27 protein-coding genes and 1 pseudogene are annotated in these 25309 nt (G+C 71.9%); 8 read left to right on the forward strand and 20 right to left on the reverse strand.

Annotation, left to right across the window (positions count from 1 at the left end):
* Both HCC61_RS15555 and HCC61_RS15560 read left to right on the forward strand, forming a co-directional pair.
* The coding region (locus tag HCC61_RS15555) for a transposase (RefSeq protein WP_169136072.1) at window positions 1–422 on the forward strand (422 nt) is incomplete at its 5' end.
* Between the two features lie 126 nt (window positions 423–548).
* Window positions 549–1655 (forward strand): aminotransferase class V-fold PLP-dependent enzyme, encoded by a 1107-nt coding sequence (locus HCC61_RS15560; RefSeq protein ID WP_169136073.1) that lies wholly within the window; start codon window positions 549–551, stop codon window positions 1653–1655.
* A 12-nt stretch (window positions 1656–1667) separates the two neighbouring features.
* Here HCC61_RS15560 and HCC61_RS15565 read toward each other — a convergent pair whose 3' ends face one another.
* Entirely contained in the window at window positions 1668–2402 is a 735-nt protein-coding gene (locus HCC61_RS15565) for a DUF4097 family beta strand repeat-containing protein (RefSeq protein ID WP_169136074.1), read from the reverse strand.
* 375 nt (window positions 2403–2777) lie between these two features.
* Between HCC61_RS15565 and HCC61_RS15570 the strand changes: the two genes are divergently transcribed.
* Complete coding sequence (locus HCC61_RS15570) at window positions 2778–4007, forward strand: MerR family transcriptional regulator (protein ID WP_169136075.1); 1230 nt, start codon at window positions 2778–2780, stop codon at window positions 4005–4007.
* A gap of 191 nt (window positions 4008–4198) precedes the next feature.
* Here HCC61_RS15570 and HCC61_RS15575 read toward each other — a convergent pair whose 3' ends face one another.
* The 4 genes from HCC61_RS15575 to HCC61_RS15590 all read right to left on the reverse strand — a co-directional run bounded on the left by HCC61_RS15575 (window position 4199) and on the right by HCC61_RS15590 (window position 8008).
* Window positions 4199–4621 carry an ankyrin repeat domain-containing protein gene (locus tag HCC61_RS15575; protein ID WP_169136076.1) on the reverse strand — a complete coding sequence of 141 codons (423 nt, stop codon included), beginning with the start codon at window positions 4619–4621 and terminating at the stop codon, window positions 4199–4201.
* Between the two features lie 316 nt (window positions 4622–4937).
* Window positions 4938–5633 carry an HAD-IA family hydrolase gene (locus HCC61_RS15580; RefSeq protein ID WP_169136077.1) on the reverse strand — a complete coding sequence of 232 codons (696 nt, stop codon included), beginning with the start codon at window positions 5631–5633 and terminating at the stop codon, window positions 4938–4940.
* Window positions 5634–5846: 213 nt separating this feature from the next.
* Window positions 5847–6947 (reverse strand): aminoglycoside phosphotransferase family protein, encoded by a 1101-nt coding sequence (locus tag HCC61_RS15585; protein WP_169136078.1) that lies wholly within the window; start codon window positions 6945–6947, stop codon window positions 5847–5849.
* A gap of 194 nt (window positions 6948–7141) precedes the next feature.
* Window positions 7142–8008, reverse strand: coding sequence for a GntR family transcriptional regulator (locus HCC61_RS15590; protein ID WP_169136379.1), 867 nt, complete (start codon window positions 8006–8008; stop codon window positions 7142–7144).
* Between the two features lie 237 nt (window positions 8009–8245).
* Here HCC61_RS15590 and HCC61_RS15595 point away from each other — a divergent pair, with 237 nt between their 5' ends.
* Window positions 8246–8422: a hypothetical protein gene (locus tag HCC61_RS15595; RefSeq protein WP_169136079.1), complete on the forward strand. Its 177-nt coding sequence runs from the start codon at window positions 8246–8248 to the stop codon at window positions 8420–8422.
* A gap of 239 nt (window positions 8423–8661) precedes the next feature.
* Here the strand turns inward: HCC61_RS15595 and HCC61_RS15600 are convergent, their stop codons facing one another.
* The 3 genes from HCC61_RS15600 to HCC61_RS15610 form a co-directional block, all read right to left on the reverse strand.
* Window positions 8662–9912 (reverse strand): GNAT family N-acetyltransferase, encoded by a 1251-nt coding sequence (locus HCC61_RS15600; RefSeq protein WP_169136080.1) that lies wholly within the window; start codon window positions 9910–9912, stop codon window positions 8662–8664.
* A gap of 149 nt (window positions 9913–10061) precedes the next feature.
* The gene (locus HCC61_RS15605) at window positions 10062–11039 is read right to left on the reverse strand and encodes an asparaginase (protein WP_169136081.1); all 978 of its coding nucleotides are present in this window, start codon (window positions 11037–11039) and stop codon (window positions 10062–10064) included.
* 124 nt (window positions 11040–11163) lie between these two features.
* Window positions 11164–11817 carry a hypothetical protein gene (locus tag HCC61_RS15610; RefSeq protein ID WP_206322571.1) on the reverse strand — a complete coding sequence of 218 codons (654 nt, stop codon included), beginning with the start codon at window positions 11815–11817 and terminating at the stop codon, window positions 11164–11166.
* Window positions 11818–11976: 159 nt separating this feature from the next.
* Here HCC61_RS15610 and dtd point away from each other — a divergent pair, with 159 nt between their 5' ends.
* Entirely contained in the window at window positions 11977–12402 is a 426-nt protein-coding gene (gene dtd / locus HCC61_RS15615; protein ID WP_169136380.1) for a D-aminoacyl-tRNA deacylase, read from the forward strand.
* Window positions 12403–12445: 43 nt separating this feature from the next.
* On the opposite strand, the gene HCC61_RS15620 is transcribed toward dtd, so the two are convergent.
* From HCC61_RS15620 to HCC61_RS15675, 12 genes and pseudogenes are all read right to left on the reverse strand, one after another.
* Window positions 12446–12892 carry a VOC family protein gene (locus tag HCC61_RS15620; protein ID WP_169136083.1) on the reverse strand — a complete coding sequence of 149 codons (447 nt, stop codon included), beginning with the start codon at window positions 12890–12892 and terminating at the stop codon, window positions 12446–12448.
* Complete coding sequence (locus HCC61_RS15625; RefSeq protein WP_169136084.1) at window positions 12889–13818, reverse strand: helix-turn-helix transcriptional regulator; 930 nt, start codon at window positions 13816–13818, stop codon at window positions 12889–12891. Before HCC61_RS15625 ends, HCC61_RS15620 begins: the two co-directional genes overlap by 4 nt.
* A gap of 158 nt (window positions 13819–13976) precedes the next feature.
* Window positions 13977–14948, reverse strand: a complete 972-nt coding sequence (locus HCC61_RS15630; RefSeq protein WP_169136085.1) for a folate-binding protein YgfZ — start codon at window positions 14946–14948, stop codon at window positions 13977–13979.
* A 113-nt stretch (window positions 14949–15061) separates the two neighbouring features.
* Window positions 15062–15574, reverse strand: a complete 513-nt coding sequence (locus tag HCC61_RS15635) for a Fur family transcriptional regulator (protein WP_169136086.1) — start codon at window positions 15572–15574, stop codon at window positions 15062–15064.
* A 22-nt stretch (window positions 15575–15596) separates the two neighbouring features.
* Complete coding sequence (locus tag HCC61_RS15640; protein ID WP_169136087.1) at window positions 15597–16187, reverse strand: FABP family protein; 591 nt, start codon at window positions 16185–16187, stop codon at window positions 15597–15599.
* Window positions 16188–16517: 330 nt separating this feature from the next.
* Window positions 16518–16916 carry a DsrE family protein gene (locus HCC61_RS15645; protein WP_169136088.1) on the reverse strand — a complete coding sequence of 133 codons (399 nt, stop codon included), beginning with the start codon at window positions 16914–16916 and terminating at the stop codon, window positions 16518–16520.
* Between the two features lie 181 nt (window positions 16917–17097).
* The gene (locus HCC61_RS15650; protein ID WP_070018969.1) at window positions 17098–17385 is read right to left on the reverse strand and encodes a DUF1416 domain-containing protein; all 288 of its coding nucleotides are present in this window, start codon (window positions 17383–17385) and stop codon (window positions 17098–17100) included.
* A gap of 75 nt (window positions 17386–17460) precedes the next feature.
* Window positions 17461–18300 (reverse strand): sulfurtransferase, encoded by an 840-nt coding sequence (locus tag HCC61_RS15655; RefSeq protein WP_169136089.1) that lies wholly within the window; start codon window positions 18298–18300, stop codon window positions 17461–17463.
* 601 nt (window positions 18301–18901) lie between these two features.
* Entirely contained in the window at window positions 18902–19612 is a 711-nt protein-coding gene (locus HCC61_RS15660) for a DUF2993 domain-containing protein (RefSeq protein ID WP_169136090.1), read from the reverse strand.
* 62 nt (window positions 19613–19674) lie between these two features.
* A pseudogene (locus tag HCC61_RS15665) lies at window positions 19675–20445 on the reverse strand (hypothetical protein); the annotation flags it as partial.
* Window positions 20446–20666: 221 nt separating this feature from the next.
* A complete protein-coding gene (locus tag HCC61_RS15670) occupies window positions 20667–20933 on the reverse strand; it encodes a MoaD/ThiS family protein (RefSeq protein WP_169136092.1) in 267 nt (88 codons plus the stop codon).
* Between the two features lie 136 nt (window positions 20934–21069).
* Window positions 21070–21966: an alpha/beta fold hydrolase gene (locus tag HCC61_RS15675; RefSeq protein ID WP_240969052.1), complete on the reverse strand. Its 897-nt coding sequence runs from the start codon at window positions 21964–21966 to the stop codon at window positions 21070–21072.
* A gap of 356 nt (window positions 21967–22322) precedes the next feature.
* On the opposite strand from HCC61_RS15675, the gene HCC61_RS15680 reads away from it, so the two are divergent.
* From HCC61_RS15680 to HCC61_RS15690, 3 genes are all read left to right on the forward strand, one after another.
* Window positions 22323–23138, forward strand: a complete 816-nt coding sequence (locus HCC61_RS15680; RefSeq protein ID WP_169136093.1) for a response regulator transcription factor — start codon at window positions 22323–22325, stop codon at window positions 23136–23138.
* A gap of 109 nt (window positions 23139–23247) precedes the next feature.
* A complete protein-coding gene (locus HCC61_RS15685; RefSeq protein WP_169136094.1) occupies window positions 23248–24294 on the forward strand; it encodes a LacI family DNA-binding transcriptional regulator in 1047 nt (348 codons plus the stop codon).
* A 205-nt stretch (window positions 24295–24499) separates the two neighbouring features.
* Window positions 24500–25258, forward strand: coding sequence for a response regulator transcription factor (locus tag HCC61_RS15690; RefSeq protein WP_169136095.1), 759 nt, complete (start codon window positions 24500–24502; stop codon window positions 25256–25258).
* The last annotated feature ends 51 nt before the right edge of the window (window positions 25259–25309 follow it).

The raw sequence follows: 25309 nt of genomic DNA on the forward strand, positions 1-25309 counted from the left end.
CCAGGATCGAGGAACTGCTGGAGGCCCACCCTCTTTCCCAGGTCCTGACGTCCATGCCCGGCATTGGCGTCAGGACCGGAGCCCGCATCCTCATCGACGTCGGCGACGGATCGAGGTTCCCTTCTGCCGCCCACCTCGCGGCCTACGCAGGCCTCGCACCCGCAACACGCAGCTCGGGCTCCTCGATCCGAGGTGAACAACCGTCCCGGCGCGGAAACAAGCAGCTCAAGCGAGCGTTCTTCCTGTCCGCGTTCGCAGCCCTGGCCGAACCGGCCTCCAGGACCTACTACGACAAGAAGATCGCCCAGGGTAAGCACCACACTCAAGCCCTTCTCTGCCTCGCGAGACGACGAGCCGACGTGCTCTTCGCGATGCTCCGCGACGGCACCTTCTACGACCCCAAGCCCGCCCCCACGGGTTGACGAAACCCATAGGGACACCCCCCGGCGCTCCCCCGGGATCTCTCAGGAGCGCAACTCGCCCCCGGGAGCCCCCCGCCCACATGAGGCGCCCTTCCCCACAGCCCCTCCCGCCCCCAGGCTGAAGCCATGCAGACGAACACGACGCCCGCGGACGGAGACGAAGCCCGCGGACAGGCCCGGCTGGCCCTTGCGCAGCAGGAGTTCGATCCCGACGTCGTCTACCTCAACACCGCCTCGCTGGGCCTGCCCCCGCGGCGTTCCCTGACCGCCCTGCGCGCGGCGGAGGACGAGTGGCGCAAGGGCACCGCGAGCCCCTCCGCATACGACCGGCCCCTGGCCGAGGCCCGCGCGAGCTACGCCGGTCTCGTGGGCGCCGACCCGTCGTCCGTGGCCGTCGGCAGCCAGGTCAGCGCCTTCGTCGGACTGGTCGCGGCGTCGCTGCCGGAGGGCAGCGAAGTGCTCACCGCCGCCGGGGAGTTCACGAGCGTCGTCTTCCCCTTCCACGCGCAGGCGCCGCGTGGCGTACGCGTGCGGGAGGTGCCGCTGGAGGACCTCGCCGACGAGGTCACCTCCCGTACGTCGCTGGTGGCCGTCGCCGCCGTGCAGTCCGCGGACGGACGCGTCGCCCGTCTCGACGCGCTCCGCGCGGCGTGCGAGGCGCACGGCGCGCGCGTACTGCTGGACACCACCCAGGCGACCGGCTGGCTGCCCGTCGACGCGAGCCGCTACGCCTACACCGTCAACGGCGGCTACAAGTGGCTGCTCGCACCACGCGGCACCTGCTTCTTCACCGTACGGCCGGAGTACATGGACGATCTGACCCCGCACAGCGCGGGCTGGTTCGCGGGCGAGGAGCGCTGGGAGAGCCTGTACGGCGCGCCGCTGCGGCTCGCGAAGGACGCCCGCCGCTTCGACGTGTCGCCGGTGTGGCACGCGTGGGTCGGGCAGGCGCGTTCGCTGGAGCTGCTGACCGGGGTCGGCACCGGCGCACTGCACCGGCACGCCCTCCGGCTCGCGAACCGCTTCCGCGCCGCCGTCGGGCTGCCGGACGGCGACTCGGCCGTCGTCAGCGCGGCCGTCGCGCCGGACACGGCACGGCAGTTGGAGCGCGCGGGCGTCGTCGGCAGTACGCGGGCGGGGCGGCTGCGCCTCGCGTTCCATCTCTACAACACGGAGGCGGACGCGGACCGGGCCGCCGAAGTGGTCGCGGGGCGGGTGGTGCGCGAGACGTGAACTGCGGGCGGCTCAGCCGGTCTTCTTGACCCGGATCGAGCCGTTGGTGGTGCTCAGGTCGAGCGTGTGGTCGCCGGACGGATCGTCGCGCAGACCGATGTGCCGGTCGCCGTTGCTGGTGCGCGCCGACACGTTGTAGCTGCCGTCCGGCGCGGTGACGGACACCGCCCCGTTCGACGTCCTCGCCCGTACGTCCTGCGGTGTGCTCAGTCGCAGGTCGATCGCGCCGTTGGAGGTCGAGGCCCGTACGCCCTCGCCCTTCAGACCGCGCCCGTTGACGCGGCCGTTGGTCGTACGCACCCGCACGGTGCCGTCCACGTCGTCGAGATCCACCGCCCCGGAGTCGGTGGTCACATCCACCTTGCCCACACCGCTGAGGCTGATCCCGCCGGACGAGGTGCCGCCGCTCACCGCGATCCCCCGCGGAAGGTCGACGGTGTAGCTCACCGAGCAGTCGTCGCCGCAGCCGCGGAGCACGAGCACGCCGTGCTCCAGGCCGTACGTGCGCTTCTTCGGCTTGTCGCCGTCGAACTCGATGCTCCTGTGCAGCTCCACATCGGTGACGGTCTCCTTGCCGTGGAGGCGCACGGCGCCGGCGCTGCTGTCCAGGCGTACGGACGTGACCTTCCCGGACAGCTTCGCGCTGTCCTCGGACGTCTCCCCTGGCACCAGGCCGCACGCCCCGAGCGCGCCCATGCCGGTCCCCGCGGCCGCGACCGCTGCGAGGAGGCGGATATGCCTGCGCATGATGTTCTCCCCGTTTCCGTGGAAGGTGGAGGAAGCTGTCGGCTGCCGGTCGCCGGACGGCGGTCGTCAGATAACAGCTGTCAGATATCAACTGTCAGCTGACAGATATCCCCTTTTGTCAGCTCTGCCCGGTCCGTCCAGTGCCCGACGAGGCTATGGCACCCGTCCGGCTCCGACGATGAGGCAGACCCCCGCACCGTGTTGGGGCCTGCACCGCCTGCCGGCCGGGGCCGGTCGGCAGGGGCCTGCCGACCGGGTACGCGGGACGGATCGCGGAGGAGACCTGGCCGCAGGCCCTCCCTTGACCTTGTCCTTGGGGGAAGCCACAGCATCGGCGGAACCGGGCGAAGGGCCCGGTGTGAGGGAGGAGGGGGCATGGGCGAACGCGAGGGTCCGGGCGCCGGCACGGGGTCCGGGCCGGAGTCCGGGTCGGAGTCAGGGGCAGGGTCCGGGGCGGGCGGCGGTCTGCTGACGATCGGGGCGTTCGCGAAGGCGTCCCGGCTGTCGGCGAAGGCGCTGCGTCTCTACGACGAGCTCGGACTGCTGTGCCCGGCCCGCGTCGACCCCGTGTCCGGCTACCGCTTCTACGCCCCCGCCCAGCTGGAACAGGCCCGGCTCGTCGTGTGGCTGCGCCGTCTCGGCATGCCGCTGGCCCGTATCCGCGAGCTGGACGGCCTGGACGGTCCCGCCGCCGCGCGTGAGATCAGGGCCTACTGGGCGCAGGTCGAGAACGACGTGGCCGTACGGCGCGACATGGCCGCCTTCCTCATCGACCACCTGTCACGGAAGGACTCCGCGATGCCGCACACCGACGAATCATCCGCAGCACCCGCACCACTCGCCATCCGTTACGCCGCGCTGACCGACGCCGGTCTCGTGAGGAAGAGCAACCAGGACGCGGCGTACGCCGGTTCGCGCCTGCTGGCCGTCGCCGACGGCTTCGGCGGCAGCGGGGGACCGGCCAGCGCGGCGGCCGTCGAGACGTTCAGACAGCTCGAAGAGGGCGGTCTCCCGGCGGCGGATCTGCTCAACGTCCTCGACGACACCATCGACCGCGCCGGTCGTGCCGTCGGCGACGTCGTGGCCTCCGCCCCGGACGCCGACGAGGCGGGCACGACGCTCACCGCCATGCTGTGGACCGGGTCGCAGCTCGCCCTCGTGCACATCGGCGACACCCGCGCCTATCTGCTGCGCGACGGGGACTTCTTCCAGATCACCCACGACCACACCCTCGTGCAGTCGATGCTGGACGAGGGCCGCATCAGCGAGGAGGAGGCCGCCTCGCACCCGCAGCGGGCCCTGCTGATGAGGGCGCTCGGCGCCCGGTCGCCCGGTTCGGCGGGCGGTTCGGCGCCCGGCTCGCCGGGCACCGCGACGGCTGAGCGGCCGGACGTGCGTCTACAGGACGTACGCGCCGGCGACCGCTATCTGCTGTGTTCGGACGGGCTGACGTCCGTCGTGCCGGACGAGCAGGTGCGGCGGACGGTCGCGGGCACGGCCGACCCGGAGGAGACCGCTCGCGAACTCGTCGCCCTGGCACACCGGTCGGGCGCGCCCGACAACATCAGCTGCGTCGTGGCGGACGTGGTGGAAGGCGGGCGCTAAGCCCCGGGGCGGGGCCGGGTGCGGTGGTGCGCGCCCGGCCGCCGTCCGGCGTCCGGCGGGTCTCCCGGCCCGGCGGAACGGGCGCCCCGCCCCGCGCTCCGGCTCGCGCTGCGCTTCGCCCGGCGCCGTGGGCTAGCGGCTGGCCGTGCTCGTCGTCCGGCCGTGCTCGCGGCCTCGTCGTGCCGCGCCGCTCAGGCGGTCTCGCCGAACAGCTCCAGCAGCTTCGTCTTCTCGAACATCCGCGCAGTCTCCACCGCCGACGGCTCCCCCGCCCGCGGATCGGCGCCGCCCTCCAGGAGCACCCGCACCACCTCGTCCTCGCCCTTGAAGACCGCGCCCGCGATGGGCATCTGGCCCTTGTCGTTGGGCTTGTCGGGGTCGGCTCCGCGGTCGAGCAGCGCCCGTACGACGGCGGCGTGACCGTGGTAGGCGGCGAGCATGACGAGGGAGTCGCCCTTGTCATTGGTGAGGTTCACCGGCACACCCGCGTCCACATAGGCGGCGACGGTGTCGGTGTCGCCGTTCCGCGCCAGCTCGAAGATCTTCTGGGCGAGTTCCAGCACCTCGGGGTCGTGGGCCGGCTCGTTGCTCTGGGGCGTGGGGGCGTCGGTCATCGCGTCCTCCTCGTACTGCTGCTCCGGTGGCCGCCGGGGCTGCTGGCGCCCGGCGGGCCGGACTGCGCGGGACGGTGGCCGTGCCGCGCGTCCGGCACGAGGCCTCCTTTTCCCACCTTACGTACGGTCCTGCGCACGGTCGCACGCTCCTTCACGTACGGGCTCCTTCACATACGGGCTGCGTCGCGTACGGACTCGCGCACGGCCCGTACCGTCACCGCGTGCCCACCCGCGAGCGGCGCATCCATGCCCACGGCGCACCCATGCCCACAGCGCACCCCTGCGCGAGACGCACTCCCGCCGGAGGCCCGCACGGTCACACGTGCGCGCGCGGGTCCACGGCCACGACGACGTCCCGCAGCGAGTCGACCAGGTGCTCCGCGCCCGCGGCACGCAGCTGCTCGGATTTGCGTTCGTTGCGCGCGTACCCGAGGAAGGCGACCCCGGCCGCACGCGCCGCCTCGAGGTCGCGAGGGGCGTCCCCGATCATCAGGGCGTCCTGGGCCTGGGTGTCGGTCGACTTCAGCGCGCGCAGCAGACAGTCGGGGTCGGGCTTGAGCCGCAGCTCGCCATCGGTGTTGCGGCCGTGGATCCGGCCCGCGAAGAGCTCGCCCGTCAGCCGGGTCTCCAGGTAACGCTCCACCGCCTGCTGCGAGTTGTTCGTCGTGACGGCGAGCCGGCGCCCGGTGGCGGCGAGCGTCCGTACGAGGGCGTCGGCGTAGGCGGTGGGGAACGCGCCGGGCGCCGCCGCCACCTCCTCCGCGGTCAGCGCCCCTTCGAGCTCCCGCGCGAGGCCGCGTTCCACGAGTGCCGGATCCTCGAACACGGCCCGCAGTATCTCCAGCGGATCGTCGGTCTCCGGCAGCCGGTCGAGGGCGTCGCCGCTGCCGCCGCCGACGGCCTGCCGCAGCCGTTCCGCGATCGAGGACGAGGGGCGCTGCTGGAAGAGGTTGCAAATGGGCCCGTCGAAGTCGAAGAGCACACACTTCGCGGCTTCGATGAGATCGCGCATTTCACTCCTCGTACCAGGTCCGCGGTGGTGGGCCCCAACTATCTCCCGCGCGGGCCCCGCCGTACAGCGGTGAACGGGCCCCTCCGGCCGGTCGCACGGCCGAGGGAGGCCCGACGGGAGGGTCCGAGGGGACGGCCCGAGGGGACGGCCCGAGGGGAGGGAGGCGGCGGTACGGGCGACGCGCGCCGCGGCTGCCGCTCGGTCCGCTGCCGCTCAGTCCGCGCGGCAGAAGTCGTCGTAGGCGCGGGCGATGGACCAGGCGTCGGGAACGTCGTCCAGGCCGAGGTGTTCACGGGCACGGCCCAGTACGTACTCGACGACCTTCGCGCTGTGATGCAGCTGCGCCTCCCGCTCCTCGGGAGTCGTGCAGCCACTGACCTTGATCGCGTGCCGGATGACGTCCGTGTACACGGACTGGAGGCGCTTGTACGCGAGATAGCGGGACAGGTCTTCGTCGAAGGCCTCGCCGAAGCCGTTGCCGTTGCCGTTGCCGTTGCCGTCGCCGGGCAGCACCCCACGGACGGTGGCCCGCCACCGTTCCTTGACCTTCCGCTCCTGTTCTTCCGGATAGCGCATCAGGTGGAGATGGGTGGCCAGGTCGTAGAGCGGGTCGCCGACGGCCGCCAGCTCCCAGTCGATCGTCCAGAGCCGGCCGGCGGCGTCGACGATGAAGTTCGCGCGGTGCAGGTCACCGTGGACCAGGCAGAGAGGGCGGGCGGCCAGCCGGTCCGCTTCCTCTGCCAGTGGCCCCCCGTCGCCCAGCGGCCGGTCGGAGACGCCGAGCTGCTCGAAGAGTGCGCCGAACTTCGCCAGCCGCTTCGCGTAGACCTCGTCGCGGGTGAAGGCGATCAGGCTCCGCATGAACTGCCCGCAGTTCTCCGGTACTTCGCCGCCCAGGGTGGCCAGGCCCCAGTCGGAGACCCTCTCCGCCGGCAGGTGCGCCAGCGCGCCGAAGACCTCCATGATCTGGCCGACCAGTTCGTGCGGCACGTCAGTGCCGGCGGCGGCGCGTTCGTTGAGCGGCTGCCCCTCGATGAAGCCGAAGACCATCGGTCCGTGCGAACCGAGGCTGTGCACGGGAGGCACGCGGGGCACGCGGTGCTCGGCCAGCCGCCGCAGCAGCTCCTCCTCGTGGGCGAACTGGCGCCGGTCGTACCAGAGCACGTCCTCACGCGGCTCTCCGACCTTCAACCTGCCCCCGCCGTGGGCCAGTTCGCTTCCGGGCCGTACGACATACCACTCACGGTGATTACCCTGAAGCGGACCGTCGACGGTTCCGACATCACTGGCCTGCGCAAAGACATGGGACGTCATCGGCTGGGCTTTCCGTTCGTGCACGCTCGGCGTTCGTGACAGCGCACACTACCGCCGGATCCGGCCACCTGCGGCCGTTTGCCCGCCGTGCTCGGCGTCTCTTCACTCTCTCCGCTTGCTGCTCTCACGCCACAGCCGTCGCCCGTCGCTCGTCGCCCGCCGCCCGTGAGCCGTCGCCCGTCAGCTGTCAGTCGTCAGTCGTCAGTCGGCGGCGAAGCGATCGTGTCCCACAGCGCGTCGAACCACTGCTGCGAGTGGGCCACGAAGGCGGCGTCCTGCTTGCTGGCGCCGCCGTGCGCGAGCTGGAAGCGGAAGAGCGGGCTCTCGAAGCCGAGGACGTCGACTATGTCCAACTGGTCGCCCTGATACCTCACTCGGTCGTGCACGGCGGTGTAGAAGCCCATCAGCGCCTCGGTGCGGTTGAGGATGTAGAGCTTGTGCAGCGGGGTCGCCGGCACCGTCCGTATCTCGCAGGAGACCTCCGGTACGTCGTAGCGGTCCCGGAAGGTGGCGAGGCTCATGCGCAGCGCCGCGGACCACGTCGTCTGGAGCTCGTGCAGGCGCTGGAGGGGCCGCGGGTCCGAAGGGTCGTCGACGAGCCGGGGGAGAGCGAGATTGGCCTCGGGGCCCGGCACGATCACGCGGACCGTGATGGAGCGGGGCCGGAGCGTGCCGTCGACGATGGAACGGTGCGGGCGGGCCAGGGCGTTGTTGAACGTCTCCGTCGTGAGGGAGTACGTGTCGATGGTGACGTGCTCGGCGCGGAAGGCCTCGTAGAGACGGCTCGCCAGCTCCGTGCCGGCGGGCTTCGGCGACTCCTGGGAGGGGCCGGGCCGGGCGACGGACGGGGGCGCGCCGCGGCCGGCGTCCGTGAGGAGCCCGAGCCGCTTGAGCTCCTGGAGGGCCTGGCGGACCGCGGTGCGGTTGACGTCGAACTCGGCTGCCAGGTCCTTCTGCGTGGGGATGCGGGCGCCCGGCGGCAGCTCACCGGAGTCGATCAGGTCGCGTAGCGCGGTGGCGACGATCTCGTGGGGAGGCCGTGCGTCGTTCCCGGGGCTCATCCTGTTCACACCAAGACCGTACAACTACATGCAAAGCACGGGGAGTTGTCGGTCAACTGTTTTCAAGTTCACACCAAGTGGGCAGACTTCGAATAAGTTGGCGGACAACTTCCTGGAGATGGTGGCCAAGTTCGAAAGAGAGTCGCCAAGTAGGTGTGGCTGCCCGCCGGCACGGAGCGCTCTGGTTCCCGCCTGTCCGACGACGTACGGGCCCGTGCTCAAGCAAAGGGGGAGGCCATGCCTGTATGTGCTCTCGTTGTCGCAGCCGTCGTGATCTGCTTCGAACGATTCGTGGAGAGCCAGTTCGGTGCCCTCGGGGCCATCGGTTTCGTGGTGCTGAGCGTCGGCCTGAAGGCGAAGAACGTCACCTGTAGCTGCATCGGCGCGGCCGTACTGACCATGCTGATCGTTTGAGCGGTGAGTCCGGAGCAACCAACCGGTGAGTCCGAAGTAACCGCTGTGTCCGAAGTGTTCGGCGCAGCCGGTGTGTTGGGCGATCAGAGGCCCAAGTCCCTGTCCACATCTCCCTGTTACCGGGACTCGCGGCGCGCGGTCCCATCCCACGCCTATGCCGCGCGCCGCGTCGGCCAGCCGGGCGTGGTGCCCCACGTCCCAGCGGACGCACATCCCTTCGGAGGGGAATCGGATGCGCGTCAGAAGATGTCGGGGCACCACGCCCGTCGTGGCGTACGGAAGAGGAGGTCGGCCGACTCGGCGGCGCCCTCGCGGTGTTCCTCGGCCCGGCCGAGCGACGCGAGCCGTACCGCGGACTCGTCGCCCAGGAAGATCGTGCCCAACTCGGCGACGTCCAGGGTGAGATCGGGGCTCTCGCCCGTGCTCTTGCAGGTGGCGCCGTCCGGGCCGGCCTCCAGTCGGTAGCTTCCGCCGGCCAGACCCGCCTCGTCGCGCAGCCGGAGCACGAGCGCGCCCTCCACGGGATAGCCACGCGCCTCCAGCATGCGCGGCACGTCCAGCGGCCGCAGCCACAGGAAGTCGGCGAGGGTGTCGAGCACGGCCGCGCGCGGATCGGGCAGCAGCAGCGGCAGTACGTCGTCGGGCGCGCGGAAGCCCGAACGCACCCGCGTGATCCAGTCGATGGACAGCACGAAGAGCCACAGAGCGCGCTCGGCGGCCGGTGTGAGGGCGGTGAGGTACTGCACGTCAGCGCGGTTCTGCGGCAGCTTGCCGTCCCAGCGCTCGTGCACGGTCCAGCTGACGAAGCCCTGGGGCTCGCCCCGCTCGTCACGGTGCACTGCATGGTAGGGCGGTGTGAACTCGTCGCCCGGGTAACGGAGTTGGCCCGTCAGGTTCCGCCACCAGCGCTCGGGGCGGTCGATCACGCCCTGGCGGTGCGGCTGCGCGCGGTAGCGCTCGTGCAGCGCCGGGCCGATGCGGCCGATCTCCTCGGGCTCGGCGATGTCGACGCGCCCGCCGTCGCCGGGCCCGGAATGGCGCGGGTCGAGTCCCGAACGGGTCACGTCCACCTCCCACTCGGCAACCCATGCGGCCGGACCGAAGCCGTACCGCCCGTAGATCGGATACTCCGCGGAGACCAGCGACGCGAAGGCGTCCCCGCGTTCCTTGGCGGCGGCGAGCGCGCCGCTCATCATGCGCGTGAGCAGGCTGCGGCGCCGGTGCGTCGGGGAGACGGTGACGTTGGTGACCGCGCACGACGGCAGAGCCGCACCGCCGGGGACGGTCATCTCCTGCGAGAACGTACGGAAGGTGCCGACGCACCTGCCTCCGTCGAACGCGCCCTGCGTACGCGCCGGTTCGATGAACGGGGCGCGGGCCGCCACCTCCTCGTCGGAGACGGAGGGGGAGCGCAGGAAGGCGACGGAAAGGGCGCGCAGCCACTCCGGAAGCTCGTCTGCGGAGGTGAGCGTGCGGATCGCGGGAGGCATGGCGGTCACGTTAGGTGCGGCGCGCTGCGTGCCGCACCTGAATAACCGCCGCCCCGCGGCCGCCCCCGCAGGATGTCCGTCCCCTGTCCCGGCGGCGCCCTCGCCGTCCCCTGTCCCGGCGGCGCCCTCGCCGTCCGCGGGGACGCCGCTCAGAACGCCGCGCGCACCTCGCCGACCCGTTGGCCCCCGCCCATCAGCGGCGAGTCCCCGATGCGGTCGAGCACCGGGGAGCCGACCCCGAGGAGGGCGAGCGTACGGGCCAGCACGGGCCCCACCGCGCGGTTGCCGCCGTCGTAGATCTTGAAGGCGAGGGCACGCCCGTCGGGCAGCGCCGCCGCCTGTACTGACTCCGCCCCCACCTTCGCGACCGAGCCGGGCACCTCGCTCATCAGCCATGTGTCGATGCGCCGGGTGCCCGCCACGTACTCGGGGTGGGCGCGCATCGCTTCGGCGACCCGGCCCTCCGGGCTGTCCGCCGGTGCCAGTGCGAGCGTGCGGAAGACGCGGGCGAGCCCGGACGGCGTTATCGCCATCAGGGGCGCACCGCAGCCGTCCGTGCCGATGTGGGAGACAGGGTCGCCGGAGAGCGATTCGAGGGTCTCCGCGATCAGTTGCTGTAGCGGGTGCGACGGGTCGAGATAGCTCTCCAGGGGCCAGCCGTTCGCCGCGCAGGTGGCGAGCATCGCGGTGTGCTTGCCGGAGCAGTTCATGTTCACGCGGCTGCGCGCAGCCTCCTCCGAGCCGGCGGCGACCATGGCACCGACGGCCTCGGCCTGGTCCAGGGGCAGTTCGGGCGGGCACTGCAACTGGTCCTCGGTGAGGCCGTGTTCGGCGAGCATCTTCCGTACGAGATCCAGATGGAACGGTTCTCCGGAGTGGCTCGCGGCGGCCAACGCCAGCCGCGGACCGGCCAGTTCGAGCCCTGCGCGGAGCATGGCGGCGGCCTGCACCGGCTTGTTGGAGGAGCGGGGGAAGAACGGGGCGTCGGGGTCGCCCATGGACAGCTCCACGCTGCCGTCGGCGGCGAGCACCACGAGCGAGCCGCGGTGATGTCCCTCGACGAACCCGGAGCGTACGACTTCGGCCAGGACCGGGGGCAGGGTCGTCGGTGTCCCGTACGGCGGCATGGGCGGGGCCTCTCACTTCACCGACCGGCCCCCGGAGACGGCGCCCCGGGCCGCGCCTCCCGCCCCGTACGAGAACGTCCCGTACGGATCCGGCGAGGTCGGGGCCTGGAGTGAGGGCCTGGGGTCAGGGGAGCAGGTCGTCCACTTGCGCTTCGCCTTCACGGTACCTGCGTGCGATTTCCCTGCTGCACCCGTCCGCAGTGCGCTGCATCACCTGCCGGCGCTGTGAGACGTGCTGCTCATAGCCGGCCAGGCGCGCCATGGCGTCGTGCAGCTCCTCGTCCGTGCGCGCGGTGAGGTCGCTCAGCTCGACCTGCGCGAGCATCCCCTCGGCGAGGGAGCGGTACTCGTCGCTCTGCGGCGTGCCCAGCGTGACGTGTCGGGCCGAACTGCGGTGGCTGGACGGGCCGTCGGCGAGGATCTGCGGCAGCAGGTCGAGCAGCGGCGAGCCGGGGGCGCTGCGCCGGGCCAGTTCGGCGCGGAGGATGTCGATGCGCCCCTGGAGCAGCCGCCGTACATAACTGAGCTCGCCCTCCTCGCGCTTGGCGTCCCGCAGCAGGGTGCGCAGCTCGGAGAGGAGCAGTCCGTGCAGATCGGGGACGTCGGGAACCTCGGGAACACCGGGCCCTTGGGGGACATCGGGGCCGCCGGGAGCCAGGGGCGCGCCGGCGGAGGCGGCTGCGGTGCCCGTGCCGGTACGGGCACCCGGCAGGTCACCGGGGGTACCACCCGGGCCGAAAGGCCCAGGGGGAGTACGGGCGGCGCCGGTTGCGCTCATGGACGGTGTCCCTTTCATCCTTATTGCCGCAATAGCGGTGAGAGCAGCGGTACGTACCGCGTGTACGCATCGTGCCACTGCCGGGCTCCGCCGCGCAGCGATGTCGCACCCATACGGGCCATGGAACAGATCGCCGAGCCGCACGGCATGATGGCCGTCATGCGAGCTGTGGTGCAGAGGGTGAACGGCGCGAGCGTCGTCGCAGAGGGAGAGACCGTCGGGGAGATCACCGGCGAGGGGCTGTGCGTCCTGGTCGGGGTCACGCACGACGACACAGCGGAGAAGGCCGCCCAACTCGCCCGCAAACTCTGGTCGTTGCGGATCCTGGAGGGCGAGAAGTCCTGCTCGGACGTGGGGGCGCCGCTCCTCGTCGTCAGCCAGTTCACGCTGTACGGCGACGCGCGCAAGGGGCGGCGCCCCACGTGGAACGCCGCCGCGCCGCGGCCCGTCGCGGAGCCGCTGGTGGACGAAGTCGTCGCGCGCCTGCGCGAGTCGGGCGCCGAGGTCGCGACCGGCAGCTTCGGCGCCGCCATGAAGGTGTCGCTGACGAACGACGGCCCGTTCACGGTCCTGCTGGAGGTCTGACCGGCGCGGGCCCCGATTCAGGGCCCCCGCTGAAGGCTCCGGCTCAGGGCCTCGGCGCGCCGCGGTAGTAGCCGAAGGACCACAGGTTGCCCTCCGGGTCGCGGATCGCGAACTCGCGGTTTCCGTAGTCCTGATCGGCCAGTTCCCGCGTGAAGGTCACGCCCGCGGCCTTGACCCGCTCGTACAGGCCGTCGACGTCGTTGGTGACGACATAGCAACCGGAGGTTCCCGGCGGCCTGCTCCACTCGCCGCCGGGCTTGTGCGAGCCGAGCATGACCCCGCCGCCCTCGGGCCAGTCCAGCTGGCAGTGGGCGACCTGGCCGCCGTCCTCGTAGACGGCCGTACGGAGGAAGCCGATCTTCTCCACGAGGAAGTCGATCAGCGCGTGGGCGTCGTGTGCCTGGAGGGTGGGCCAGACGGTCGGGGCGGGGGCCGGGGAGGTGCCCGCGTCGGTGCCGGTGCCGGTGGTGGTGTTCGCCGAGTTCGTCATGTGTCCCACTCTTCGCCGTTGCGGTGGCCTCCGGCTTGGATATTCCGGCGTTCCTCGGAGATCCACCCGCTCGGGCTCAGGCCCGTGTACTGCTGGAAGTCCCGTACCAGATGCGAGTGGTCGAAGAACCCGCACCGCGCGGCGATCTCCGACAGGTCCGGCGCGTGGGCACCGGGTGCGGGCGCATCCTCCGCGACCGCCCGCACCACCTCCTGCCGGGCCCGCTCGAATCGCATCAGCCGGTTGATCTGCTTCGGGCCCGCGCCCACCTCGCGATGGAAGAGCGTGCTCAACTGCCGCCTGCTCAGCGCCACATGGCGGGCCATCGCGTCCAGCGAACCGGCGCCCTGGTGGCGGGTCATCCACCTCCAGGCCTCCGCCACCTCGGGGCGCACCTCCGCGCGCCGCCCCTCGTCCACGGCCCGCCGCCGCAGATAGCGCGTGAGGACCGCGAACCGCTCGTCCCAGCTCCCGCACTCGCGCAGCCGCTCGTGCACGTACACCGCCGGCCGGCCCAGCACGGACTCGCCCCGGCCCGCCGTCTCCGTCAGCTCGGCCGCCGGTACGCCGAACAGCGCCCGGGCCGCCAGGGGATGCACGGCCAGCTGCACACCGTCCTCGCACGAGGGCTGGGCGATGTACATGGGCCGGTGATGCAGGCCGCCGACGATGATCTCCTCGCGAAGGGCGTGCGCCCCCTGAGCGTGCTCCGGGGTATCGCCGCCCACGACCGGACCGCCGAGGGAGAAGATCAACGTGAGGTACGGGGCGGGCAGTCCGCGGTGCAGCTGCGGAGCGGCGCCCTCCGAGCGGTAGCCGACCGTCGAGGCCACCAGCGCGCCCAGCGTCCGCGGGGCCCGCACGAACTCGTACGAAGCCGTGGTCGCCGGGGCGGGCGGATGCCCGCTGCCCTCTGAGAAGGCCATGCGGCCAGTCTAGGCAGCCGGGGCTCCGCCGTACCCCGGCGAACGGGGGCTTCCGCGTGAGCCTTCCGCGCCTTCCGCGTGGGCGTTCCGCGCCTTCCGCGTGAGCGTTCCGCGCCTTCCGCGTGGGCCTTCCGCGCCTTCCGCGTGGGCCTTCCGCGTCAGGGCGCGACCACGACCTCCTGGGCCGCCGCCGTCGCGTCCTCGCCGACGACCAGTGCCGCGTCCACCGGCACGTTCCGCTTCACCAACGCCATTGCGATGGGCCCCAGTTCGTGATGCCTGGCGGACGTCGTGACGAAGCCGAGGCTGCGCCCCTCCGGCCCGTCGTCCGCGAGGCGCACCGCGTCGCCGTGCACCGGGAGCCGGACCTCGCTGCCGTCGAGGTGGAGGAAGACCAGACGCCGCGGCGGCTTGCCCAGATTGTGCACGCGCGCGACGGTCTCCTGCCCGCGGTAGCAGCCCTTGTCCAGATGCACGGCACTGCCCAGCCACCCCAGCTCGTGCGGGATGGTGCGGTGATCGGTCTCCAAGCCCAGCCGCGGGCGGTGGTCCTCGACGCGCAGCGCCTCGTACGCGAGCAGCCCGATCGCCGGCGGGCCCGACTCCGCGAAGGACTTCAGGGCGTCACGCGGCAGGAAGAGGTCACGGCCGTGCGCCGTCTCCCGTACGACGGTCCCCTCGGAGGTGTCCGCGATGGAGCCCGCGGGCAGGTGCACGACCGCGAACTCCTCGGTGCGGTCGGCGATCTCGACGCGGTAGAAGAACCGCATGCTCTCCAGGTACGCGATGAGAGCGCCCTGCGTGCCGGGCTCGGTGTGCATCCACACCGTCTCCCCGTCGTCCACCAGATAGAGCGCGTGCTCGATGTGCCCGTGCGCCGAGAGGATCAGCGCCTCGGTGGCGTGACCCCGCGGCAGCTCGCTGACGTGCTGCGTCAGCAGCAGATGCAGCCACGAGAGCCGGTCGTCGCCGGAGACGGTGACGACACCGCGGTGTGAGAGGTCGACGAAACCGTCGCCCTCGGCCAGCGACCGCTGCTCGCGGAAGAGATCGCCGTAGTGCGCGGCGACGCCTTCGTCCTGGCCCTCGGCGGCCACGGCACCGGGCAGTGAGAGGAGAGGGGAGTTCATGCGGCATCACCGTGCGGCACGAGAAGCGGGCGGGCCGGGCCTTCGAAGCACATACGACCAGACTACGACGGGCCGCGGACACCCCTCGAAGCGCGCTCCCCGGGGGGCTCCGGCTACGGCCGGCGCCGTCCCCGCTGTGCGGCCGCCGCGGTGTCCCCGGCGCCGGCCGAACCACCGGCGTCCCCGGAGTCCGCCGCGTCGTCCCGGGGCTGCGCGGCGCACTTCTCGCAGCGGCCGAAGATCGCGAAGTGCTTCATGTCGGTGTCGAAGCCGAACTGTGCGAGGAGCCGCTCGGCGAACGGCTCGGCCACCGACAGGTCCGCCTCGATCACCTCCGTGCAGTCCCGGCAGACCAGATGCATGTGGTGGTGCCGGTCGGCGAGGTGGTACGTGGGGGCGCCGTGGCCAAGATGCGCGTGCGATACGAGCCCGAGCTCCTCGAGCAGTTCGAGCGTGCGGTAGACGGTGGAGATGTTGACGCCGCCCGCGGTGCGGCGCACCTCGGCGAGGATGTCGTCCGGGGTCGAGTGCTCCAGTTTGTCGACGGCTTCCAGCACGAGCTGGCGCTGCGGAGTAAGCCGGTATCCGCGCGCTCTCAGATCGCTCTGCCAGTCCGTCGTCACCACACCGACAGTGTAGGACCGCCGCTCACTTGAAGAAGGCGATGCCGTCGTCCGGCAGATCGCCCTCCCTCTCGCTCAGGTCCTTGGCGACCTCGCGCAGATCCACGGCCTTCTTCAGCTGCGCCGACATGTACGGCTGGAGCGGGACCCCGGGGGCCGAGCGCTCGCCGACCCACATCAGGTCGCCGTTGACATAGCCGTACAGGCGCTTGCCTCCGCTGTACTCGGGGGCGGAGGCGGTGCGGGCGACGGCGTCGGTGGCGAGGTCGATCTGCGGCTTCTGGTCGGCCAGTTCGCCGTACCAGACCTCGGCGACTCCCTGGTCGCGGATCATCACGACCTCGACCTTGCGCTCGGAGTCGATGCGCCAGAAGCCGCTCTCGGTCTCCAGCGGGCGTACCTTCTCGCCCTGCTCGTCGAGCTGCCAGGTGTGCGAGACGTATGCCAGGAAGTCACGGCCGTCGTGGCTGAAGGTGACCTCCTGCCCGAAGTTGCACTTGTCGCTGCCGGGGCCGTCCCGGCCGTCGAGGGCGGCGACGCCCGCGCCCTGCCAGCTGCCCAGCAGGAAGGCGAGGGGGACGAGGTCCGGGTGCAGGTCGGACGGGATCTCGATCATGGGATCTCAGACGGTCGGGGTCGGACGGTGGCCTGGCCGGTACGGGCGGGCGGTGTGCCCGCCGTCAGCGCTGGCCCTGGTAGAGCTTCTTGAACGTGAGACCGGCGAAGGCCGCGGTGCCGACGCAGACCAGGACCATCAGCGCGGTGAAGAATGCTTCAAGCACGGGGTGTGCTCCTCGGGTCGTTCGCTGTTCGCGGGGTGCTTCTCGATGTACGGGATGCGCGCGCGGCGACTCCGTCGTACCGGGCCGAGTCTAGTCGGCGCCGCGGGAGGTGCCGTACACGGCCTCGGCGCAAGGCCTTTGAGGGGAAGCCTCGGGGCGGCGGCTCAGTAGACGAGCGCCTGTACGCCCTCGCCCATGATCTCGCTGACGAAGACCTGGGCGCCCGCGATGCGCACGCCCTCCAGCACGTCCTTCTGCTCGATGCCGCGGCGCGCGGCGCACTGCGTGCACAGCGTGATCCGGCCGCCCGTCTCCAGCACGCCGGAGATCAGCTCCGGCAGCGGCGCCGCGTGCGGCAGCTCGAACTCGGCGGCCCGGCCGGGCAGCGCGAACCACGCCGATTCGCCCGTGAGCCACAGCGACACCTCGACGCCGCTGGCCGCCGCCACCGCCGCCACCGTGAACGCTTGCGAGCAGCGCTCCGGGGCGTCCGTCCCGGCCGTCACTTTCACTACGAGCTTCCTGCCCGCCGTCGCTGCCGCGTCCGCTGTGTCTGCCGCCATGCGGCCAGCCTATGCCGCACCTGTGACGCGCCCGCCCGGCGTCCCGCGTGCACGCGCACGAAAGGGCCGTGCACCGGGTGCGGAACCCGGGGCACGGCCCTTCGTACGGCGAACCTGCGGCCGGCGTACGCGCGAAGTGACTCCGACGTACGCCGAAGACCGGATCGGAACGGACCGGCCGTCACACGGCGATGGCGACCTCCGCCAGACCGCCGTCCTGCGCGACGACCGTGCGGTCCGCGGTGCCGCCCGGCACCAGTGCGCGGACGGTCCAGGTGCCCTCGGCCGCGTAGAAGCGGAACTGGCCGGTGGCGGACGTCGGGACCTCCGCCGTGAACTCGCCGCCCGCGTCGAGCAGGCGCACGTAACCGGTGACGGGCTCCCCGTCGCGGGTCACGCTGCCCTGGATCGTCGTCTCACCGGGCTTGATGGTGGAGGCGTCGGGTCCGCCTGCCTTGGCTCCGCACATGGGGTTTCCCTTCGGTTCTGATCAGGTCTGGATCCGGCCGCGGCCGGTGGGTCCCGCAGGACCGCCGGTACGCGCTCAGTCCTCGGTGCCGACGGCGACCGGGACGCCGACCAGCGAGCCGTACTCGGTCCAGGAGCCGTCGTAGTTCTTGACGTTCTCCTGGCCCAGCAGCTCGTGCAGGACGAACCAGCTGTGCGCGGAGCGCTCACCGATGCGGCAGTAGGCGATGGTGTCCTTGCCCAGGTCGACTCCCTCGCCCTCGTACAGCTCCTTCAGCTCCTCGTCGGACTTGAAGGTGCCGTCGTCGTTGGCCGACTTCGACCACGGGATGTTGCGGGCGCTCGGCACGTGGCCGGGGCGCTGCGACTGCTCCTGCGGAAGGTGGGCCGGCGCGAGCAGCTTGCCGCTGAACTCGTCGGGGGACCGCACGTCGACGAGGTTCTTGGTGCCGATCGCGTCGACGACCTCGTCGCGGAAGGCGCGGATCGACAGGTCCTGCGGCTTGGCCTTGTAGTCGGTCGCGGGACGGCTGGGCACCTCGGCGACCAGGTCGCGGGAGTCCAGCTCCCACTTCTTGCGGCCGCCGTCCAGGAGCTTCACGTCCTGGTGGCCGTAGAGCTTGAAGTACCAGTAGGCGTAGGCGGCGAACCAGTTGTTGTTGCCGCCGTAGAGCACGACCGTGTCGTCGTTGGCGATGCCCCTCTGGGAGAGCAGCTTCTCGAAGCCCTCCTGGTCGACGAAGTCGCGGCGCACCGGGTCCTGGAGGTCCTGCTTCCAGTCGATGCGCACGGCGTTCTTGATGTGGTTCTTGTCGTAGGCCGAGGTGTCCTCGTCGACCTCGACGATGACCGTCTTGGGGTCGTCGATGTGCTCCTGGACCCAGTCGGCGTCTACGAGGACGTCACTGCGGCTCATGTTTTCTCCTCCGGGCAGATAGCGGATGAAGCGGGGCGTAGTGGTGCGGGACGGGCGCACCGTGGGGGCCGGAGCGGGTCCGGATGCGCACGTACGTGAGAGAGGGCTGGAAGGGATCTCGGGCGCTGCGCGCGGTCGGGCACCACGGCCGGCTGCGAGGCGGCGGACTGACGGCACCGGACCGGAGAACGGCGGGGCGGCGACGCGGAGTGCGTGACCTGCCCTCAGCCGGATCCGTCCGGAACGTGGACGGTGCTCCTCCAGGAGCCCGCCCGGACGGCGGCCGTCAGAAGGGGACGCGACAGAGCATCGCGGCGACGCGGCAGAGGTCGACTGCACGTCGTTTCGTGAGGTCCGCCTGTCGCTTCATGGGAACGATCGTAAGGACGGTGGACGGGCCGTGTCACCGCGAATCCACATCGTGAGATGTATTTGCCCGTGATTCGGGACGGAGGTCCCGGGGCCCGTCCCCGCGGGCCCGCCGGAGCCCTCGTGCGGAGCGAAGGACGCCCTTGCCGCGGACTTCGCCGTCTCGTTCAGTGGGACGGACGGTGAGGCTCCGGGGCGGCCCCGCCCGGCGGCCCCCACATGGGGCCGCCGGTCACTTGCCCAGCTTGACGTCCTTGCCGCGTACCGACAGCTCGATGCCCTGCGCGGTGGGCTCGACCTTCTTCAGCTCGAGCCCGTTGGGCAGGCCCGCTATCCGCCGCTCGAAGTCGATCCTGCCGCGGATCGCGCCCTCCAGGCCCGGGATGTTCCCGCCCGGCACCTTGTCGGCCCGCAGCCGCACCGTGTCCTCGCCGGCGACGCTGACCGTGCTGATGACGCTGCGCTTGAAGGTCTGCCCGAGGACCGTGACGCCGGCGCTGACCTTGACCCTGCCCCGGCCCGCGCTGTCCCTGCCGCCCCAGCCCACGTCGACGCCTTTGAGCGCGGCCCTCGTCAGCTCCTCGTACGAGACGAGAGCGGTGCCGTCGGCGCGGCCGGCGACGTCCGGGGTGTAGTCGTCCTTGAGGCGCACGTCGCGCAGGTGCGCGTCGATGCGGCCGACCTTCAGGCGGCCGCCCTGGGCCTCGGCCTTCATACCGCTCATGCGGGCGTCGATCTCGGTCAGTTCCCTGCCCGCGACCTGGGTGAGGAACGGGAAGCCCTTGATGTCCACGGAGGTCTTGCCCGCGGACGCGATGCCCGGCGCGCTCTTGATCTCCTCGCTGGCCTTGTCCTCGGCCAGCTTCACCGCGAGCCGGTCGGCGGCCACGAACAGCACCGCGAGGACGAAGAGGACGATGAGCCCCCTGCGTAGTGCGCGCATCTGCAATGTCTCCCATGCATCCGGACGGCCTCCGCGGCTCCGGCGAGCCTACCCGGCCCTCCTCAGACGAAGGCCCTGCCGAAGAGATAGACGACGGGCGCCGCCAGCGCCAGGGGCAGCGCCACGCCCGCCGTCATATGGACGAAGCGCGAGGGGTAGTCGTAGCTCGCCACCCGCAGCCCGAGCAGCGCGCAGCCGCCGGTCACCAGGCCGAGCACACCGCCCGCCACCGCGGGCGCGGTGGCCGCGCCGTCGCCGCCCAGCACCGTAAGGGCGCCCATCGCGGCGCCCGCTCCGGCGGCGGCGACCAGCGCGACCGCGGGCGCCACGTAGGGCGGCAGCGGCAGTGCGCGCACGAGCGAGGCCACGGCGACGGCTGCGGTGCCGGCCGTCACGGCGTCGGCCGAGGCGGCGTCGAGCGAGGCGAGGAATCCGGCCGCCACGACCGTGAGGCCGGTCGCCGTGAACGCGGCGGTCAGCGCGTAGAGCCGCTCGTCGGGACCGGACCGGTTGCGCAGATGGAGCGTCACCGTCAGCACGCACCAGGCGCCGAGCGTGCCGATGATCACGACAGGGGCGTGGCCCTCGTCGGCGAGCAGCAGGCAGAGGTCGGTCACAAGACCGGCGGCGAAGGCGAGCGCGATGCCCTGCCGGGCGGGCCACATCCCGTTCAGCCGGAACCAGCCCGCGGCCGTGACGGCCTGTAGCAGCGCTACGGAGACGGCGAGCGCCGGAGCGCCGAACTGCGCGGCTCCCGCGATGAGCAGGGCCAGCGCGGAGGTGACGCCCGCGGGGAGCAGGCCCGGGGCGATGAGGGGCGAGCCCTTGGCGCGGGGGGCGGGGCCGGTGGCCGCCGGGTCGGACGGGTGGGCCTGCGGGTGGGGCTGCGCCTGGGGATGAGGCTGGGCCTGCGGGGGGCGCTGTGGTTGCGGGTGGGGACGCGCCTGCCCGTCCGCGTAGGAGCCCGGCGCGTAGGGCCCCGGCTGTGGCCCCGGTTGCGACCCCGGTTGTGGCTGCGGCTGTGCGCCGCCGGGACGGGAGTGGGTGTGCTCGCTCATGCGGCGCCTCCCGCGAAGGGCGGCAGCACCTCGACGGTGCCGCCGTCGCTCAGCGCGACCGCTTCGTGTGCGCGCTTGCCGACGGGGTCGCCGTCCACGAGATAGGAGCAGCGCAGCAGTACGCGTGCGAAGTCCGGGCGTTCGGTGTGCCGTTCGCGGGCGCTGTTCAGCGCCTCGGCGAGGGTCCCCGCCTCGTACCGCTCCTCGGCCGTACCGGCCGCGGCCTTGGCCGCCGCCCAGTAACGGATCGTGCCACTCGCCATCTCGGGTCCTGCCCTCTCAGCCTGTCCGTTCCGCGCCGTACGTACGACCGCCTGTGCGGCTCGCGTGCACAACTCGCGTGCAGGGGCCGCCTGTACGGATCGCCGGTACGGGATCGCGCGGTGTGTTGCGGGTCCATCATGCCGGGCCTTCGGCGGGCCCGGACCACCGATCGCGGACCCAGCCTCCGATGCGGTGCAGCAGTGCGGCATCGGCGGCGTTCTCGGCATGGCCGAAGTCCTCCACGAGCCACAGCTCGGTGGATTCCGGATCGCCCGCCGCCGCGAGGGACTGCGGATGGTCCACCGGGAAGTACGGATCCTGGTCGCCGTGCACGACGAGCAGCGGGGTCGGAGCCAGCAGCGGAGCGGCGGCCACCGGCGAGAGCGGCACCGGGTCCCAGTCGCGGGGATGGATGCGGGTGCGCAGCCCGTAACGGGAGACGAGCCTGCCGACGGGGCGCTGGATCACCCAGTGCAGACGCCGCATGGGAGCCGTGCCGCGGTAGTACCAGCGGGCGGGCGCGCTGACGGCCACCACGGCGTCGGAGTGCTCGGCGGGATCTACGTCGGCCTCGACGAGGTCTGCGGGTTCGGCGAGGTCTGCGGGTTGGGCGAGGTCCGTGGACTCGGCGAAATCGGTGGGCTCGGTGGACGGGTGCGCGGGCGGAGGTCCGGGCCGGCGCAGTGCGCCGTGCCGAACGACCACGGAGCCGCCCATGGAGAAGCCGACGGTCGCCACCCGCTCATGACCGAGGGAGCGCGCCCAGCTCACGGCCGCCGCGAGATCGAGGACTTCGAGGTCGCCGACGGTGGAGTGGCCGCCGGAGCGGCCGTGCCCGCGGAAGGAGAAGCTGACCACGGCTCCGTACCGCGTGAAGACCTCCACGGCCCGGCGCAGCGCGGGCCGGTCCACCGAACCGCTGAAGCCGTGCGCGAGGACGATCGCGCCCGCTGCTGCCGCGGTGCCGCCCGGATCCTCGCCCTCGTACGGGTCGTACGCAGCCTCGATGCCCACCCCGTCCGAGGCCCGCAGCACCGCCTTCCCCCTGGGCCCTTGCGGCCCTGGGGGTACCGCCCGGGCCGCAGGCCCAGGGGGACGCATCCCGGCCGGTGCCCCTCGTACACCGCCGTTCTCGCTCATGGGGCGGGCATCGCCACAAGAGCGAGCGAACTCACACTCTGCATCGTCACCCATGTCGGCTATTCTGTTCGGGATGAAGGATCCGGGCAGCGTGGCCCCCGGGTCCTTTCGTGCTTTCAGGAGCGCAGTGTGCTTCAGGAGCGCATCGTGCTTTCAGGAGCAGTGCGCTTCGCGAAGCGCACACGTACGACGTACGAAGCAGTGCCGAGCCGAACCGAAGTCCTCCAGGGACAGAGGAAGGATCCGACGTGAGTTCGCTACTCCTGCTGACGAACGCCCTCCAGCCCTCCACCGAAGTCCTCCCCGCCCTCGGCCTGCTGCTGCACAACGTGCGCGTGGCGCCCGCGGAGGGACCCACCCTCGTGAACACCCCCGGTGCGGACGCCATCCTCATCGACGGCCGCCGTGACCTCCCGCAGGTGCGCTCGCTGTGCCAGCTGCTGCACCAGACGGGTCCCGGCTGTCCGCTGATCCTCATCGTCACGGAGGGCGGGCTCGCCGCCGTCACCGCCGAGTGGGGCGTGGACGACGTGGTGCTGGAGAGCGCCGGTCCGGCCGAGGTCGAGGCGCGGCTGCGCCTGTCGACGGGCCGGATGCAGGGCGGCGGGGACGACGAGCCGACCGAGATCCGCAACGGCGACCTCTCCGTCGACGAGGCCACCTACAGCGCGAAGCTGAAGGGGCGGGTGCTGGACCTGACCTTCAAGGAGTTCGAGCTGCTGAAGTATCTGGCCCAGCACCCCGGCCGGGTCTTCACCCGCGCCCAGCTGCTCCAGGAGGTGTGGGGCTACGACTACTTCGGCGGCACCCGCACCGTGGACGTGCACGTGCGGCGGCTGCGCGCGAAGCTCGGCCCGGAGCACGAGTCGCTGATCGGGACCGTACGGAACGTCGGCTACCGCTTCGTCTCTCCGGAGAAGGACGGCAGGACCGCCGAGGAGAAGAAGGCGAAGGCGGACGCGCGTGCGGTGACGGACGCGGCCACCCGTCTCGTGCGCGAGGCGGCGGGAGAATCCACGAGCGGCCCGGGCGGGACCGAAGGCGCAAACGGTACGGGCGGCTGACGCCGGCGTTCCGCGTCCGGCGACGGCCGCACGAGAGGGCCACGGTGCGGTCGCGGCCGTAACCGGCAGGCCCCTCAAACGGCGGACGCATCCCGCGTAGACTGCCCGCGTGGCCAGGGTGACGCGGGACGATGTGGCAAGGCTTGCGGGTACGTCGACCGCGGTCGTCAGCTATGTGATCAACAACGGGCCGAGGCCCGTAGCACCGGCCACGCGCGAGCGCGTGCTCGCGGCCATCAAGGAGCTGGGCTACCGGCCCGACCGGGTCGCGCAGGCGATGGCCTCACGCCGTACGGACCTCATAGGTCTGATCGTCCCCGACGCGCGCCAGCCCTTCTTCGCCGAGCTCGCGCACGCGGTCGAGCAGGCCGCCGCGGAGCGCGGAAAGATGGTCCTAGTCGGCAACTCCGACTACCTCGACGAGCGCGAGGTGCACTATCTGCGGGCCTTCCTCGGGATGCGCGTCTCCGGCCTGATCCTCATCAGCCAGGGCCCGAGCGAGCATGCCGCCGTCGAGATCGACGCCTGGGACGCCCGCGTCGTGCTGCTGCACCGCCGTCCCGAGGCCATCGACGACGTGGCGGTCGTACTCGACGACGTGGGCGGCGCGCAGCTCGCCACCCGCCATCTGCTGGAGCACGGGCACGAGTACGTCGCCTGCCTCGGCGGCATCGACTCGACACCCGAGTCCGGCGACCCCGTCACCGACCACGTCGAGGGCTGGACGCGGGCGATGGAGGAGGCCGGGCGCTCCCTGGAGGGCCGCCTCTTCCAGGCCCCGTACAACCGCTACGACACCTACCGGCTCGCGCTGGAGCTGCTGGCCGGCCCGGACCGTCCCACCGCCGTCTTCTGCTCCACCGACGACCAGGCCTTCGGCGTGCTGCGGGCGGCCCGCGAGCTGGGCCTGGAGGTGCCGCAGGACCTGGCGGTCGCGGGCTTCGACGACGTGAAGGAGGCGGCGCTGACCGACCCGCCGCTGACGACCGTCGGCTCGGACCGCGAGGGCATGGCGAAGGCGGCGGTCGAGCTGGTCCTCGACGACGGACTGCGGGTCGCGGGGTCGCGGCGGCAGCGCGTACGGCAGTTCCCGGCGGGCCTGGTGGTCCGCCGCTCCTGCGGCTGCGGGGAGCCGCCCCGGCGCGACGCGCGCTGACGCGCGCTTCCGTGTCTCCGGGCCGGTGCTCGCATTCGTCTCCGTCTCCGGCTCCGTTGCAGGTTTTCGTTGCCGGTGCTTCCGCTTCCGCGGCTGCGCGCCGGGGCCGTGCGCCTTCGCGCCGCGGTGGCGGCGCGATCCCGACGCCGGTCCTGTGACGCGGCTGACACGTGGTTCGGCCGTACGGAATGCGAGGCTTGGGCCCATGGTGGCCATGAAGGTGCTGATCGTCGACGACGAGCCCGCCGTGCGGGACGCGCTGCGCCGCAGCCTCACCTTCGAGGGCTACGGGACCGAACTCGCCGAGGACGGACTCGACGCCCTGGAGAAGACCGCGGCGTACGAGCCGGACCTGATCCTGCTCGATGTGCTGATGCCGCGGCTGGACGGGCTGACCGTCGCACGGCGGCTCCGGGAGAGCGGCAGGCGCGTCCCCATCCTGATGCTGACCGCGCGTGACACCGTCGGCGACCGCGTCACGGGGCTGGACGCGGGGGCGGACGACTACCTGGTCAAGCCCTTCGAGCTGGACGAGCTGCTGGCGCGCATAAGGGCTCTGCTGCGGCGCAACGCGTACGCGCAGGAGCCGGTCGGTACCGGTACGGACAGGGCCGTGGCCCCCGGCGCGGACAACCCGCGCATGGGCCGCCCCGGTTCGGACTCCCTGGCCTTCGGCGACCTGCGCATGGACCTGGGCACGATGGAGGTGACCAGGGGGACGCGCACGGTGGAGCTGAGCCGTACCGAGTACACGCTGCTGGAGATGTTCCTCACCCACCCCCGGCAGGTGCTGACCCGGGAGCAGATCCTCAAGGCCGTCTGGGGCTTCGACTTCGAGCCCTCGTCCAACTCCCTGGACGTGTACGTGATGTATCTGCGCCGGAAGACCGAGGCGGCGGGCGAAACGCGCCTCGTGCACACGGTGCGCGGCGTCGGCTACGTGCTCAAGGACGACGGGGCGTGAGGCTTCCGAGCGTGCACCGGCCGGGCCGTCGGTCCGGCCGGGCGGACCGGA

This window comes from Streptomyces sp. HNM0575, from assembly GCF_012726265.1.
Classification (GTDB): domain Bacteria; phylum Actinomycetota; class Actinomycetes; order Streptomycetales; family Streptomycetaceae; genus Streptomyces.